Below are 13,097 nucleotides of genomic sequence, written 5' to 3'. Positions count from 1 at the left end.
CCATGTTCCACACGCTGGCCGTGCCTGTGATCGCCGCGCCGATGGCAGGTGGCCCCTCCACCCCCGAACTGGTCGCCGCGGTGAACGAGGCAGGCGGGTTCGGGTTCCTCGCGGCCGGATACGTCACCGTCGAGCAGCTCGCGGAGAAGATCACACGCACGAGCGAGCTCACCGCGAAGCCGTTCGGGGTCAACCTCTTCGTGCCCGGAACACGGCCTACCAGCGACATCTCGTCCTACGTGCGTCGCGTCACGGCCTGTGCCGAGAAGGTCGGCGCCGCGCTCGGTGATCCCCGCTGGGACGACGACAACTACGCGGCGAAGCTCGAACTGGTGCTGGCGCTGCGGGTTCCGGTGGTGTCGTTCACCTTCGGCCTGCCCGACGCCGACGACGTCCAGCGGCTCAAGGCGGCGGGCTCCACGATCGTCGTGACGGTCACCACCCCGAGCGAGGCGCGGCAGGCACGGCAGATCGGCGCCGACGTCCTGTGCGTGCAGGGCTCGGACGCGGGCGGCCACCGCGGCACGTTCGCCGACGACGGCATCTCGCCCGGCGGCGGTGAGCTCTACGGCACCCTCGCGGCGATCAGGCTGGTGAAGAGCACCGTCGACCTGCCGGTGATCGCGACCGGTGGCCTCGTCAGCGGCGCCGACGTCGCCGCCGTGCTGGCAGCGGGTGCGGTCGCGGCACAGCTCGGCACCGCGTTTCTCGGCTGCCCGGAGGCGGGAACCAATGCGACGCAACGGGAAGCGCTCGCCGAAGGAGCCCGGCGCACGGCGCTCACGCGGGCGTTCAGCGGACGGCCCGCCCGAGGGCTCGTGAACCGGTTCCTGATCGAGCACGGCCCGCACGCGCCGGCCGCGTACCCGAACGTCCACCACCTCACCAGGCCCGTGCGCGCGACCGGCGAGGTGGAGGTCATGTCGCTGTGGGCGGGCACCACGTATCCGCTCGCGACGGCCGAACCGGCGGGCGCGATCGTGCGGCGAATCGGCTCGGAGCTGACCGAAACGATCAAATCCCTGGCTCAGCGGTTCCAGCGCGGCTAAGAAGGAGAGCGTGACCTCGCTCTCCGATGAGATGTTCCACGCTCTGATGGACTCGAACCCGCTGTTCGCCACGCTCATCGGTGTGCCGGGCTGGGACGACCGGCTCGAAGACCTCAGCGCCGACGGCCACCAGGCGCTGCGGACGAGGCTGACCGGGATCCTCGAGCGCCTCGACGACAGCGACGAGGACCCGGTCTCGCGAGACGTGATCCGGCACCAGGCCGAGTCGATCATCACCCGCGTCGACGCGCGGCTGGTCGAGCACACGGTGTCGAGAGGGGCCAACGCACCGGTCGCGGGCCTGCTCAGGACCGCCTCCCAGGTGGACGTCTCGCAGCGGCTGCACCTCGTTCCGCGTTTCCTGGAGCAGGCACAGCGACGGTTGCTCGACACCGACCGCACACCGTTGCGCCGGCACGTGGAGAACGGCGCGGCCTACGTCGAACGGTTCCTCGTCTCTCCGCGCCAGCAGTGGGAGGGCGACGCGGACCTGCGGCCGGCGTTCGCCCGGTACCGCGAGGTCCTGCTCGGCCTGCCGGGACGGGACGACGAGCAGGCCGGTCTCTGCTGGCTGCCCGACGGCGAGGAGAACTACCGCAAGCTCGTTCACGACTACACGACCGCTCCCTACAGCCCCGCCGAACTGCATCGGCTCGGGCTCGACCTGATCGCGTCGCTGCGGGACGAGTACGCGGAGATCGGTTCGCGGGTCTGGGGCATCTCGGACGTGCCGGAGATCTTCCAGCGGTTGCGCACGGATCTGTTGTGGGACAACGAGGACGACATGCTCGTCAGCGCGGTCGACGCCGTCGCGCGGGCCGAGGCCGAGGCGCCGAACTGGTTCGGGCGGTTGCCGAAGGCGCGCTGCGAGATCAGGTTCGTGCCGGAGGTCGACCGCCACAACGCCGCGTTCGCGTACTACGAGGACGCCGCGCTCGACGGGTCTCGTCCCGGCACGTACTTCGTGAACCCGTTGAACGCCACCGGACGCAGCCGCACGGTGTCCGAGGTGACGGCGTTCCACGAGGCCATTCCCGGCCACCACTTCCAGCTCTCGATCGCCGCCGAGACCGAGTTGTCGAACGTGCGCAAGTTCGCGTTCATCGAGTCCTACCTCGAAGGCTGGGGCCTCTACACCGAGCGCCTGGCCGACGAGATGGGCCTGTACTCGTCGGACGAGGCGCGCCTGGGGATGCTGGGGCTCGACGCCATGCGCGCCGGCCGGCTGGTGGTCGACACGGGCCTGCACGCGCTCGGATGGCCCCGGCAGCAGGCCGTCGACTACCTGCGCGAGAACACCGCGATGGACGACGCGGAGATCAACTCCGAGGTCGACCGGTACATCGAGGCACCGGGTCAGGCGCTCGCGTACATGGTGGGGCGGCTGGAGATCCAGCGCGTGCGCGAGGAGGCCCGGTCGGCGATGGGCGATAGGTTCGACATCAGGGCGTTCCACGATCTCGTGCTGGAGAACGGCATCGTGCCGTTGCCCACGCTCGGCAAACTTGTCTCCGACTGGTCCGGGAGGGCCTGATGTCGCTCGCTGAAGAGATGTTCCAGGCGGCCATGGACCACTCGCCGCTGTCGGCCACGATGCTGGGGGTGCCGGGCTGGGAGGACGGGCTCGAGGACCTGAGCACGGACGGCGAGCAGGTGATCAGGGACCGGGTCGCCAGGCTCCTGGACAAGGCTGAGACGGACGACACCGAGGACCCCGTCACGCTCGCGGTCATCAGGCAACAGGGCCAGGCGATCGTCGACCGCATCGACGCCAGGCTGGTCGAGCACACCGTCGCGACCATGAGCGCGCCGGTGAACAGCCTGCTCATGGTCTCGTCGAAGCTCGACGTGTCCCAGCGCCTCGACCAGTTCCCGCGCTACATCGAGCAGGCGGCGCAGAGGCTGCGCGAGTCCGACCGCAGGCCGCTGAGCCGTCATCTGCGGACCGGTGTGCAGCGCATGGAGGGCTTCTTGGCCCTGCCGGTGCAGGAGTGGGAAGGCGCGCACTCGGCGCGGATCCGCACCGCCGTCGCCGGGTTCCGCGACGTGCTGGCGTCGATCGAGGACGGTCGCGCCGACGACAGGGCCGGGCTCTGCTGGCTTCCCGAGGGCGAGCGGAACTACGCGAACCTGGTCCGCACCTACACCACGACCTCCCGCAGGCCCAGCGAGTTGCACCGGCTGGGGCTCGACATCATCGCGGCGCTGCGCGAGGAGTACGCGGAGATCGGCTCGCGGTTGTGGGGCACCACGGACGTGCCGGAGATCTTCCACCGGCTGCGCACGGAAATGTTGTGGGACAGCGAAGAGCAGATGATCGAGAACGCCGTCGAGGCGATCGCCCGCGCGGAGGCCGAGGCACCGAAGTGGTTCGGCCGCATGCCGAGCATCGGGTGCCAGGTGCGCGCCGTGCCCGAGGAGGAGCAGAGCACGTCGGCCATCGCGTTCTACCAGCCCTCGCCGGCCGATCGCAGCCGTCCCGGCACGTACTGGCTGAACCCGTTGGGCGCCACCGAACGCAGCCGCACGCTGTCCGAGGTGACGGCGTTCCACGAGGCCGTGCCGGGCCACCACTACCAGTTCTCGATCGCCTCCGAGACGGAACTGCCCAACATGCGCAAGTACGCGTTCATCGAGGCGTACCTGGAGGGCTGGGGTCTCTACACCGAGCGCCTGGCCGACGAGATGGGCCTGTACTCGTCCGACGAGCAGCGCCTCGGCATGCTCGGTCTCGACGCGATGCGCGCCGGGCGGCTCGTGGTGGACACAGGTATCCACGCGTTCGGCTGGTCGCGGCAGCATGCCGTCGACTACCTGCGTGAGAACACCGTCATGACCGGGCCCGAGATCGACTCCGAGATCGACCGGTACATCGAGACGCCGGGCCAGGCGCTCGCGTACATGGTGGGGCGCCTGGAGATCCAGCGCGTGCGGGCCGAGGCCGAGACGAAGATGGGCGACCGGTTCGACGTCCGCGCGTTCCACGACCTGGTGGTGGGGAGCGGCGCGGTGCCGCTCTCCACCCTCGACCAGATCGTCACTGCTTGGGCTGACGCTCCATGACGGAGTGCTTCTTCGAGTAGGCGAAGTAGATGATCAGGCCGATCACGAACCAGATCGCGAACCGCAGCCAGGTCTCCGGGTTGAGGAACGTGATCAGCCAGATCGAGAAGATCACGCCGATGATCGGCACCACGGGCATGCCCGGCGTCCTGAACGTGCGCGGGAGGTCGGGCTGCTTGTAGCGCAACACGATCACGGCGACGCAGACGACGACGAACGCCAGCAGGATGCCGATGTTGGTGAGCTCGGCGGCCTCCGCGATCGGCAGGAAACCGGCGATGAGCGCCGACGCGATGCCCAGCACCCAGGTGATGCGCGACGGAGAGTGCTTCACCGGGTGCGTCTTCGCGAACCACGGGGGCAGCAGGCCGTCGCGGCTCATCGAGTAACCGACGCGGGCCGCGCCCATCAGGAACGTGAAGAGCACCGTCGTGATGCCGAGGATGGCGCCGATGCTGATGATGATGCCCAGCGCGGGCAGGCCGACGTCGGCGAACGCCGTGGCGAACGCGGACTCCGCGTCGACGTCCTTGTAGTTCACCATTCCCGTCAGCACCAGGCAGGCCAGCACGTACAGCACCATCGACACCGCGAGCGAGTAGATGATCGCCTTCGGCATGTGCTTCTGGGAGTCCTTCGACTCCTCGGCCGCCGTCGACATGGCGTCGTAGCCGAACACCGCGAAGAACACCGTCGCCGCACCCGTGAGCGCACCGGAGATGCCGAACGGGAAGAACGGGTTGTAGTTGTCGGTGTTGATGTGGAACGCGCCGACGATCACGACCAGGGCGACGACCGCGACCTTCAGGTACACCAGCGTGGTCTCGAACCGCGCCGCGTTCTTCATGCCCGTGTTCAGCACGTACGCGATCAGCAGGCACAGCACCACCGCGAACAGGTTGACCTTGTAACTGCCCGCGGCGACGTCACCCGTCTCCGTGCCCGGCGCGCCCAGCATCCACTGCGGTAGATGGATGTCGAGCAACGACAGCAGTTCGGTGAAGTAGCCGGAGATGCCGATCGCCACCACCGCCACGATCGCGGTGTACTCCAGCAACAGGTCCCAGCCGATGAACCAGCCGACGATCTCGCCGAGCACCGCGTAGCCGTAGGTGTAGGCGCTGCCGGCCTTCGGGATCATGCCCGCGAACTCCGCGTACGAGAACGCCGCCGCCGCGCTCGCGATACCCGCGATGAGGAACGAGACCAGCACAGCCGGTCCTGCCGTCTTGTTCGCGACGGCGCCCGCGAGCGAGAAGATGCCCGCGCCGATGATGCCGCCGATTCCGATCGCCGTGAGCTGCCACAGGCCCAGTGTTCTGGTGAGCCCGTCGCCCTTGTCCTCGGCGATCTGGTCTATGGGCTTGCGCCTGAAAACGCCCTGTGTGGTCATGGAGACCACTGTCACGCGGTTCGTCCGAACCCGCTGGGCAGAAGGGCGTTTTCAGGCGTCTTGTGCCTTTTACGGGCGGGTGAAGACGATCTTGCCCGCGGTGTCGCCGTCGAGCATCGCCCGCAGGCCCTGCTCGGCGTCCTCGAACTTCAGCTCGGCACCGATCTGCGGCTTGAGGTCGTTGAGGGCGCAGAACCGGATCAGGTCGCCCAGTTCCTCGCGCGTGCCCATGGTCGAGCCGACCACGCGCAGCTGCAGGAAGAACAGTCGCTGGAGCTCGGCCGCGGAGGCGTCACCGGACGTGGCGCCGGAGATCACCACGATGCCGCCGGGCTTCAACGCCTTCATCGAGTGCGACCAGGTGGCCTTGCCGACGGTCTCGAACACCGCGTCGACCCGTTCGGGCAGCCGGGCGCCGGACTCGAACGTGGCGTGGGCGCCGAGGGTGGTGGCCAGCGCGCGCTTCTCTTCGCTGCGGCCCGTGACCCACACGCGGAAGCCCGCGGCGCGGCCGAGCTGGATCAGCGCCGTCGAGACACCGCCCGACGCGCCCTGCACGAGCATCGTCTGGCCGGGGCGCAGGCCGGACTTCACGAACAGCATCCGGTACGCCGTCAGCCACGCCGTGCCCATGCAGGCGGCCTCGGCGAACGTGAGGTCCGCGGGCTTGGGCAGCGCGTTGTTGGCCGGCACCGTGACGTAGTCGGCGAACGTGCCCTGGTGCTTCTCGGTGAGCAGCGTGCGCTTCGGGTCGAGCGTCTCCTCGCCGGACCAGTTCGGGTCGCCGATGACGGAGTGCAGCACCACCTCGGTGCCGTCGTCGAGGACGCCGGCACCGTCGCAGCCCAGGATCATCGGGAACTGCTCCGGCTTGATGCCGACCCCGCGCAACGTCCACAGGTCGTGCATGTTGAGGCTGGCTGCCTTGACCGCGACGCGCACCCACCCGGCGGGGACCTCGGGTTCGGGGCGCTCGCCCACGCGAAGCGAGGCCAGCGGGTTCTCGGGACTGGGTTCTGCTGCGTATACGGCGAACATGGTTCGCAACATACCCACCTGGATCGTGGCCAAATGCCGTGACACGGGTCACGGGACTACGCTCGGGGGCGTGGATTGGCTGGTGCAGTGGTGGGACGGGGTCGAGCTGTGGGTCGTGCAGCTGCCCGTCGCCGTGCAGTTCCCCGTCGTGATGATCGTGGTGTTGCCCTTGTGCCTGGGCGTGGCACGGCTGATCGACCGGGTCGCTGACTGGGGAGCGAACAACCCCGCGTCGGTCCCCGAGCCGGACCCGGAACCCGAATCGGAGAAGGTCGCAGCGTGAGTCCTGGTCGTCGCCTGACCGTCGCACTGGTCGGGCTCGTTGTCCTGGTCGTGGTCGGATGGTTCTTCAAGGACACCGCCTCGAACCCCGAGACGCCGCCCGCGAGCATCTCGCCGTCCGCGTCCCAGCTCGCCGTTCCCGGCGTGAAGTCGGGCCTGGACGTGCAGTCGCTGTCGAAGCTGCCTCCCGAGGCCGCGAAGACGTGGAAGCTGATCGAGGCCAAGGGGCCGTTCCCGTACCCGCGCAACGACGGCGTGACGTTCGAGAACCGCGAGAAGCGGCTGCCGCAGCAGAAGTCCGGGTACTACAAGGAGTACACCGTGCCGACGCCGAACAGTCCTGACCGCGGCGCGCGGCGGATCGTCACCGGGTCGGAAAAGGAAGTCTTCTACACCGGCGACCACTATTCGTCGTTCGTCGTCGTGGACGTGGGCAAATGAAACGGCACATTCTCGTTTCGGAAAAGTCCGCCGCGATCTCGGCCATTGCCGCCGCGCTGGACTTCCCCGAGTGGTTCGGGCAGAACCTCGATGCCCTGTACGACAGCCTGACTGATCTCTCGTGGCTGCCCGAAGGTGAGTACACGCTGGTCGTGCCCGCTGATTTGGACTCTTCCGTTTTGTCGGTGCTGCGTGACGCTGCGAAGCAGACCGCTGAATCAGGTGACCGGAAAGTGCGCGTGATTCGCACAGAACGGTGACTGGGGCTGCGGGTTCGGCGTCCGGAGTGGACAGTGCCATTCCATGGGAACGCAATTCCGCCGCTTGAGCTGTGCGCTCGGCGTCGTCGTGGTTGTTGGAGTGCTTTGTCCGGCGGTGTCATTCGCCGGTGATCCCGACTGCTCTCAAGAGGGACCCTTCTCGCCGTTCGAGACTCTCGACGGCGACAACCCCGTGACGATGCAGAACGGCCGTGTGGTCGAGCTGCGCGCGTCGAACGAGTCAAAGTGCGCGTGGGGCCGCATCTCGCACGGCACGCCCGGCGAGGAGATCTGGACCGACCGCAAGGACCCCTCGGCCAACGGGCACGAGGGGTTCCTCGGCTACACCAGGATCGACTCGGGGACCGCGAAGTACACCGATGCGTTCAAGAACGACGGCAAGCTGATGCGCGCGTGCGGGTCCTCGCAGGGCAAGATCGAGTGCACCGGCTGGTTCTAGTCAGATCAGTTCTCGGCGGGCACCCAGGACGGCTTGCGCTTCTCCTTGAACGCCGTGATGCCCTCCTGGCCCTCGGGTCCGCCGAAGTGCTGGGCTGACAGCTCGAGCATGTCCGCGAAGACCTCGCCGAGGTTCGTGGACCGCTCCTGCCGCAGCATCTCCTTGGTGGCCGCCAACGCGTTGGGGGCGCCGAGCGCGAGCATGTCCGTGTAGCGGCGGACCTCCGCGTCGACGTCGTCGGTCGCGGCGTTGAGCAGGCCGATTTCTTGGGCGCGCTTGGCGTCGAACGTCTCGCCGGTCAGGAACAGCTCGTGAGCCTGGCGGGGGAGCAGCCGCGGCAGCACCGTCACCGAGATGACGGCCGGCACGACGCCGATCCGGACCTCGCTGAACGCGAACGTGGCGCTGTTGGCGGCGATGGAGATGTCGCACGCCGCGACGATGCCGACGCCACCCGCGCGGGCCGGGCCGTTGAGCGCCGCGACGACCGGCTTCGGGCTGGTCCAGAGCTGTTCGAGGATCGCGGGGAACTCGTTGACGCCCTGGTCGCCCGCGCTCGCCCCGGCGGCCTCCTTGAGGTCCATGCCGGAGCAGAACACGGAGCCCGTGTGGGTCAGCACGACCACGCGCACGCCGTCGTCCTTCGCCGCTGTGTTCAGGTGCTCCTTGAGCTCCCTGCGCAGCTGTGACGACAGCGCGTTGCGGTTGTGGGGGGAGTCCAGCGTGATCGTCGCGATGCCACGCTGCACCTCGTAGTGGACCAGCTCATCTGCCATGAGGCTGACCTTAGCTGCGGCGGTGTTTGACAGGATACTGTCACTTATGACAGTCTACTGTCATGACACAGACGGTGTACCTCGTTCTGGCCGACAAGCTCGCCGACTGGGAGTACGGCCACGTTGCCGCACAGGTGAGCCTGCAGCAGTTCCAGCAGCAGCCGGGGCGGTACGAGATTCGTACCGTCGGGCTGACCACGGACCCGATCCGCACCGTCGGCGGCGTGCGGATGCTGCCCGATGTCGCGATCGAGGACGTTTCGCTGGACGATGCGGCGATGCTCGTGATGCCCGGCGGCGACGGCTGGGAGACCGGTGAACTGGCGGCGTTCGGGAAGCTCGCGCGGCGGTTCCGCGAGGCGGGCAAGCCGATCGCGGCGATCTGCGGTGCGACGGTCGGGCTGGCGGCCGAGGGGTTGCTCGACGACGTGGCGCACACGTCGAACTTCCTTGAGGGGCTTGGTTCTTACGGTGGTGCGGCGCTGTACCGCGACGAACGCGTGGTGCGCGCTGATGGTGTGATCACGGCCGGTGGCGCTTCTGCTTTGGAGTTCGCTCGCGAGGTGCTGGCGGAGCTGGAGACGTTCTCGCCGGCCACGTTGGAGGCCTGGTACGAGTTCAACCGCGACGACACGCCCGCGGCGTTCGGGAAGCTGGTGGCCAGTGTCCACGAGTGAGACGGCGTCCAGGACTGAATCAGGTGACGTGCTGACCGACGTCGTGATGAGGACTTTCCGTTTGTACGGGGCGTTTCTCGACGCGGCCGAGGTGATGACGAAGCCGGTCGGCCTGACCGCGGCGTGGTGGCAGGTGCTCGGCGCGGTGCTGCGCGAGCCGTTGTCCGTCTCCGGGATCGCACGGGAGATGGGGCTGGCGCGACAGTCCGTGCAGCGGATCGCGGATCTGTTGGTGGACAAGGGTTTGGCGGAGTACCTGCCGAACCCAGCGCATGCCCGCGCGAAGCTCGTGCAGCCCACACCTGAGGGATATGCGGCTATCGAACGGTTGCGGGACGCGCAGTACGAGTGGGCCGACCGCGTCAGTGCGCAGGTCTCCTTGGAAGACCTGCGCACGACGCTCGCCACGATGACCGCGTTGGTCGCGGCTACTTCCTGATGCCCGGCAGGGGGTGGGGCATCGGGGTTTCTAGCCGATCGTGGTGGTGGTCAGCACGGGGCTGGGGTCCGGGTAGCCCTTCGCCGCGGCGTTGATCGGGAACCCGATGACGACGACGACCGCGGTGAAGGTGAGGCCCGGGGCGTCGTAGCTGGTGCCACCCAGCTTCGTGGTGATCGTCCCGGTGCCGCCGGCCTGCAGGTTGATCGTGACGGTCGGCAGTTCGAAGTCGGCGCCGCCCTTGATCGGACCGGGTACGTTCAGCACGACGTCGTTGCCCGACAAGGCGACCGTCGGCGTGCCACCCAGTCCGGAGCCGCCGGACAGCGACGCGGACTGGAACTTCGAGTTGGCCGGAACCGGCAACCGGAGCGCGAGACCCTTGATCTCCCGCACCTGCCGCCCACCGGCCTCGGTCGGAATCTTGTTGGGCGCGGGGTCGACGGTGACCGCGACCGTGCCACCGGGGGCGACGGTCGCCGGCGCCGACGCGTCGACGCCCTGGTCGAGCGTGAAGTCCGACGTCTGCCCGACGGCAGTCGCCCGGAGCTTGTAGGTGATCGTCTGCGGAGCGGCTGCTGACGCGTGGGTGGCGAACATCAGCATCGGTACCAGTGCGGCTGCGGCAATTCCGGCTAGCTTCATGGCCTCTCCCCGTTGAGTGGACGAGGGACACTTCCAGCACACGGCGTAGTCAACTGACTACTCATGAGTAGGTTTCACGTCAACAGTTCACACTTCACATCGCCCGAACGGCGCTGCCTACTCGATCTTGTGGTCTAGGCCGAAGGAGGTCCCCGGGGCCGGTCAGCGCCGGGTCGAGGTGCTGTGGCCCAGCGCGCCGATCGCCGTCAGCACGAAGCCGGTGAAGAAGAGCCCGAAACCCAGTGCCAGGTTCGTGCCGTCGAAGGTCGGGCGCGTGAACTGACCGGTGGTGGAGGGGAAGTTCGTCGGGCCGACGGGCCGGAACTCGGGTGGCAACTGGTCGGCGGGGAAGCCGGGTGGCAGGTCGCCGACCGTGAGGATCGGCGTCGGGTCGACGACGGGGAAGGTGGGCGTGAACGGGTCGTGCGTGATCAGAGGAATCACGACGCCGAACAGGATGACGCCGAAGCCCGACATCGCCAGGAGGACGCCCGCCCAGATGAACGCCTTGACCCACGAGGGCGCCCCGGACAGGTCGTGACGGCCTGAACGGGAACGGCGTCGCGAGTGAGGGAAGTCGTCGTCCTCGAAGTCCGGATGGCTGAGATCCTGGATGTCGTCGGCGCTGCCGTCGAAGATGCCGTCGCGAACGCTGTGATCGAAATGGTGTTGATCGTCGTGCACGTCGCCCCCCGGTGCCGTTGCACAGTTGGTACCACGTCGTGGTTCCACTCCGGGGGCGATTCGGTGGATCAGACCGGCGGCGGCAGCCAGCCGCGGCTCATCGCCACGGTCACCGCGGCCGTTCGGTCGCTCACGTCGAGCTTGGTGAACACGTGCAGCAGATGGCTTTTCACCGTCGCCTCACTGACGTTCAGCGCCTGACTGATCGCGCCGTTGGACAGCCCACCCGCGACAAGCCCGAGCACCTCGGCCTCACGTGCGCTCAGCCCAGGCCGTTGCACGGCACTCACGAGCTTGGTGGCGACAGGAGAAGCCAGCACGGTCTGGCCGCGCGAAGCGGCACGCACCGCGCTGATCAGCTCCTCGCTCGGCGCGTCCTTCAACAGATAAGCCGTGGCACCAGCTTCGATCGCGCGCAGGATGTCGCCGTCGGTGTCGAAGGTGGTCAGCACGACCACGCGGCTGGACGTTGACGCGACGACCTGTGCGGTGGCCGTGGCGCCGTCCATGCCGGGCATCTTGAGGTCCATCAGCACGACGTCCGGCTGGAGTTCCGAAGCCAGCCGGACTGCCTCGGAGCCGGAGCCGCACTCACCGACTATGGTCAGATCTTCTTGTGCCTCAAGGATTGTGCGCAGGCCGAAGCGGACGACGGGGTGGTCGTCGACCAGCAGCACCCGGATCACGCGTCCTCCAGTCGTACGTGCACGCGGACTCCTGAACCCAGCTCGGAACGGATGTCGAACACACCGCCCGCGGCACGCACACGGTCTCGCAGCCCGTCGAGGCCGTAGCCGCGCGGAGCGTCGGAACCGAAACCGCAGCCGTCGTCGACGATAGACAGCTCGACACCGGCCGCGTAGTCGAGAGAGACGGTCACAGCCGAGGCGTGTGCGTGCTTGCGGACGTTCGCCAGCGCTTCCTGCGTGACGCGCAACAGCGTGACTTCGTGGTCCGGTGGCAACAGGCGATACGTGCCGTGAACGGTCATCGACGCCGAGAGCCCTAACTCCTGGCCCAGCCGCGACGTGAGGCGTTCGAGAGCGGCGGGCAGGGCGGCGCCGTTCAGTTCTACGGGTGTCAGTGCGGCGACCAGCGCGCGGATCTCGGCCAGGTTCTCGGACGTGGTCTGCTCGGCGAGTGCCAGGTGTTGTTCGCGCGCAACGGGATCGGTGGTGGTTCGGGCCGCTCGCAACAGGAGCAGCACCGAGGTCGCGCCCTGGGCGAGGGTGTCGTGCAGGTCGCGGGCCAGGCGTTCGCGTTCGGTGAGGACGCCGGCTTCGTGGCTGACGACGGCCAGGTCGGCGCGTTCGCGGCTCTGCGAGATGATCCTGGCGATCCACAGGCCCAGCATCACGGCGGGCACGACGCTCAGGAAGATGACCACCGCGGCGCCGACCGAGTTCTCGCTGAAGCTGCCGGACACCAGCACGACGGTGCCGATCGACAGGGACGTCAGCGCGGTCGCCCAGATGGCGAGTCTGGGTTCCAGCAACGACCAGATGTGCGGGTAGAGCGTGAAGAACAGCACCGACAGCGCGGGCACCAGTGCGAACATCGCGATCACCAACGGGATCGCGACGGCCAGGTAGCGCACGCCGCGTGCGTCACGGGCGAGCGGTGCTCCGACACGCCAGTACCAAACACAAAGCGCGGCCAGCAGCACCAGGGCGACCGGCACGAAACGGCCTTCCGCGAACACCAGCACCACGCCGACCAGAGCGAACACCGCGAAAGCAACGTGCCAGGCGACCTTGGTGCGGTCCCAGGCGTCATCAGACGACACCGGGGAACTGTGCGGCCCCATGCGCGAAAACACCAGTAGCCGGTCGACTGAGCGCGAAACCCACCGGTCCGTCGATGCGCGCCGGCACCCGGAAAGCCGAGGAT

General features: G+C 68.1%; 16 protein-coding genes. 9 read left to right on the top strand and 7 right to left on the bottom strand.

Annotation, left to right across the window (positions count from 1 at the left end; translation table 11 throughout):
- The first annotated feature begins 2 nt into the window (after positions 1-2).
- The 3 genes from OG205_RS23555 to OG205_RS23545 are packed head-to-tail and all read left to right on the top strand — an operon-like array spanning position 3 to position 4,112.
- Entirely contained in the window at positions 3-1,049 is a 1,047-nt protein-coding gene (locus OG205_RS23555) for an NAD(P)H-dependent flavin oxidoreductase (RefSeq protein WP_330270264.1), read from the top strand.
- 10 nt (positions 1,050-1,059) lie between these two features.
- Positions 1,060-2,583, top strand: coding sequence for a DUF885 domain-containing protein (locus tag OG205_RS23550; protein ID WP_442916578.1), 1,524 nt, complete (start codon positions 1,060-1,062; stop codon positions 2,581-2,583).
- The gene (locus tag OG205_RS23545) at positions 2,583-4,112 is read left to right on the top strand and encodes a DUF885 domain-containing protein (RefSeq protein WP_330270263.1); all 1,530 of its coding nucleotides are present in this window, start codon (positions 2,583-2,585) and stop codon (positions 4,110-4,112) included. The genes OG205_RS23550 and OG205_RS23545 overlap by 1 nt, the downstream gene beginning before the upstream one ends.
- Here OG205_RS23545 and OG205_RS23540 read toward each other — a convergent pair.
- A complete protein-coding gene (locus tag OG205_RS23540; protein WP_330270262.1) occupies positions 4,087-5,505 on the bottom strand; it encodes an amino acid permease in 1,419 nt (472 codons plus the stop codon). The genes OG205_RS23545 and OG205_RS23540 overlap by 26 nt on opposite strands.
- Positions 5,506-5,574: 69 nt before the next feature.
- On the bottom strand, positions 5,575-6,543 hold the full coding sequence (locus OG205_RS23535; RefSeq protein WP_330270261.1) for a zinc-binding dehydrogenase: 969 nt from the start codon (positions 6,541-6,543) through the stop codon (positions 5,575-5,577).
- Between the two features lie 70 nt (positions 6,544-6,613).
- Between OG205_RS23535 and OG205_RS23530 the strand changes: the two genes are divergently transcribed.
- From OG205_RS23530 to OG205_RS23515, 4 genes are all read left to right on the top strand, one after another.
- Complete coding sequence (locus tag OG205_RS23530; RefSeq protein WP_319978651.1) at positions 6,614-6,826, top strand: hypothetical protein; 213 nt, start codon at positions 6,614-6,616, stop codon at positions 6,824-6,826.
- Positions 6,823-7,266, top strand: coding sequence for a ribonuclease domain-containing protein (locus OG205_RS23525; RefSeq protein WP_330270260.1), 444 nt, complete (start codon positions 6,823-6,825; stop codon positions 7,264-7,266). Before OG205_RS23530 ends, OG205_RS23525 begins: the two co-directional genes overlap by 4 nt.
- The gene (locus OG205_RS23520) at positions 7,263-7,526 is read left to right on the top strand and encodes a barstar family protein (RefSeq protein ID WP_330270259.1); all 264 of its coding nucleotides are present in this window, start codon (positions 7,263-7,265) and stop codon (positions 7,524-7,526) included. The genes OG205_RS23525 and OG205_RS23520 overlap by 4 nt, the downstream gene beginning before the upstream one ends.
- A 193-nt stretch (positions 7,527-7,719) precedes the next feature.
- Positions 7,720-7,986, top strand: a complete 267-nt coding sequence (locus OG205_RS23515; RefSeq protein ID WP_330270258.1) for a hypothetical protein — start codon at positions 7,720-7,722, stop codon at positions 7,984-7,986.
- 5 nt (positions 7,987-7,991) lie between these two features.
- Here the strand turns inward: OG205_RS23515 and OG205_RS23510 are convergent, their stop codons facing one another.
- Positions 7,992-8,762 (bottom strand): enoyl-CoA hydratase family protein, encoded by a 771-nt coding sequence (locus tag OG205_RS23510; protein ID WP_330270257.1) that lies wholly within the window; start codon positions 8,760-8,762, stop codon positions 7,992-7,994.
- 62 nt (positions 8,763-8,824) lie between these two features.
- Here OG205_RS23510 and OG205_RS23505 point away from each other — a divergent pair, with 62 nt between their 5' ends.
- Positions 8,825-9,439, top strand: a complete 615-nt coding sequence (locus tag OG205_RS23505; RefSeq protein WP_330270256.1) for a DJ-1/PfpI family protein — start codon at positions 8,825-8,827, stop codon at positions 9,437-9,439.
- On the top strand, positions 9,426-9,878 hold the full coding sequence (locus tag OG205_RS23500) for a MarR family winged helix-turn-helix transcriptional regulator (protein WP_330270255.1): 453 nt from the start codon (positions 9,426-9,428) through the stop codon (positions 9,876-9,878). The genes OG205_RS23505 and OG205_RS23500 overlap by 14 nt, the downstream gene beginning before the upstream one ends.
- Before the next feature lie 30 nt (positions 9,879-9,908).
- On the opposite strand, the gene OG205_RS23495 is transcribed toward OG205_RS23500, so the two are convergent.
- From OG205_RS23495 to OG205_RS23480, 4 genes are all read right to left on the bottom strand, one after another.
- Entirely contained in the window at positions 9,909-10,523 is a 615-nt protein-coding gene (locus OG205_RS23495; RefSeq protein ID WP_330270254.1) for a cyclase, read from the bottom strand.
- 162 nt (positions 10,524-10,685) lie between these two features.
- Complete coding sequence (locus tag OG205_RS23490; RefSeq protein ID WP_330270253.1) at positions 10,686-11,207, bottom strand: hypothetical protein; 522 nt, start codon at positions 11,205-11,207, stop codon at positions 10,686-10,688.
- A 68-nt stretch (positions 11,208-11,275) separates the two neighbouring features.
- A complete protein-coding gene (locus tag OG205_RS23485) occupies positions 11,276-11,893 on the bottom strand; it encodes a response regulator transcription factor (RefSeq protein ID WP_330270252.1) in 618 nt (205 codons plus the stop codon).
- Positions 11,890-12,993: a sensor histidine kinase gene (locus OG205_RS23480; RefSeq protein WP_330270251.1), complete on the bottom strand. Its 1,104-nt coding sequence runs from the start codon at positions 12,991-12,993 to the stop codon at positions 11,890-11,892. Before OG205_RS23480 ends, OG205_RS23485 begins: the two co-directional genes overlap by 4 nt.
- Positions 12,994-13,097 lie beyond the last annotated feature (104 nt).

It is taken from the genome of Lentzea sp. NBC_00516, assembly GCF_036346835.1.
GTDB classification, from domain to species: Bacteria; Actinomycetota; Actinomycetes; order Mycobacteriales; family Pseudonocardiaceae; genus Lentzea; species Lentzea sokolovensis.
This window is presented reverse-complemented; position numbering and strand designations above follow the sequence as displayed.

Bases quoted from the DNA above. Each gene is read 5' to 3' on its own strand.
- OG205_RS23520 (WP_330270259.1), top strand. From the start codon at position 7,263: ATGAAACGGCACATTCTCGTTTCGGAAAAGTCCGCCGCGATCTCGGCC.
- OG205_RS23545 (WP_330270263.1), top strand. From the start codon at position 2,583: ATGTCGCTCGCTGAAGAGATGTTCCAGGCGGCCATGGACCACTCGCCG.
- OG205_RS23555 (WP_330270264.1), top strand. From the start codon at position 3: ATGTTCCACACGCTGGCCGTGCCTGTGATCGCCGCGCCGATGGCAGGT.
- OG205_RS23535 (WP_330270261.1), bottom strand. From the start codon at position 6,543: ATGTTCGCCGTATACGCAGCAGAACCCAGTCCCGAGAACCCGCTGGCC.
- OG205_RS23510 (WP_330270257.1), bottom strand. From the start codon at position 8,762: ATGGCAGATGAGCTGGTCCACTACGAGGTGCAGCGTGGCATCGCGACG.
- OG205_RS23505 (WP_330270256.1), top strand. From the start codon at position 8,825: ATGACACAGACGGTGTACCTCGTTCTGGCCGACAAGCTCGCCGACTGG.
- OG205_RS23495 (WP_330270254.1), bottom strand. From the start codon at position 10,523: ATGAAGCTAGCCGGAATTGCCGCAGCCGCACTGGTACCGATGCTGATG.
- OG205_RS23540 (WP_330270262.1), bottom strand. From the start codon at position 5,505: ATGACCACACAGGGCGTTTTCAGGCGCAAGCCCATAGACCAGATCGCC.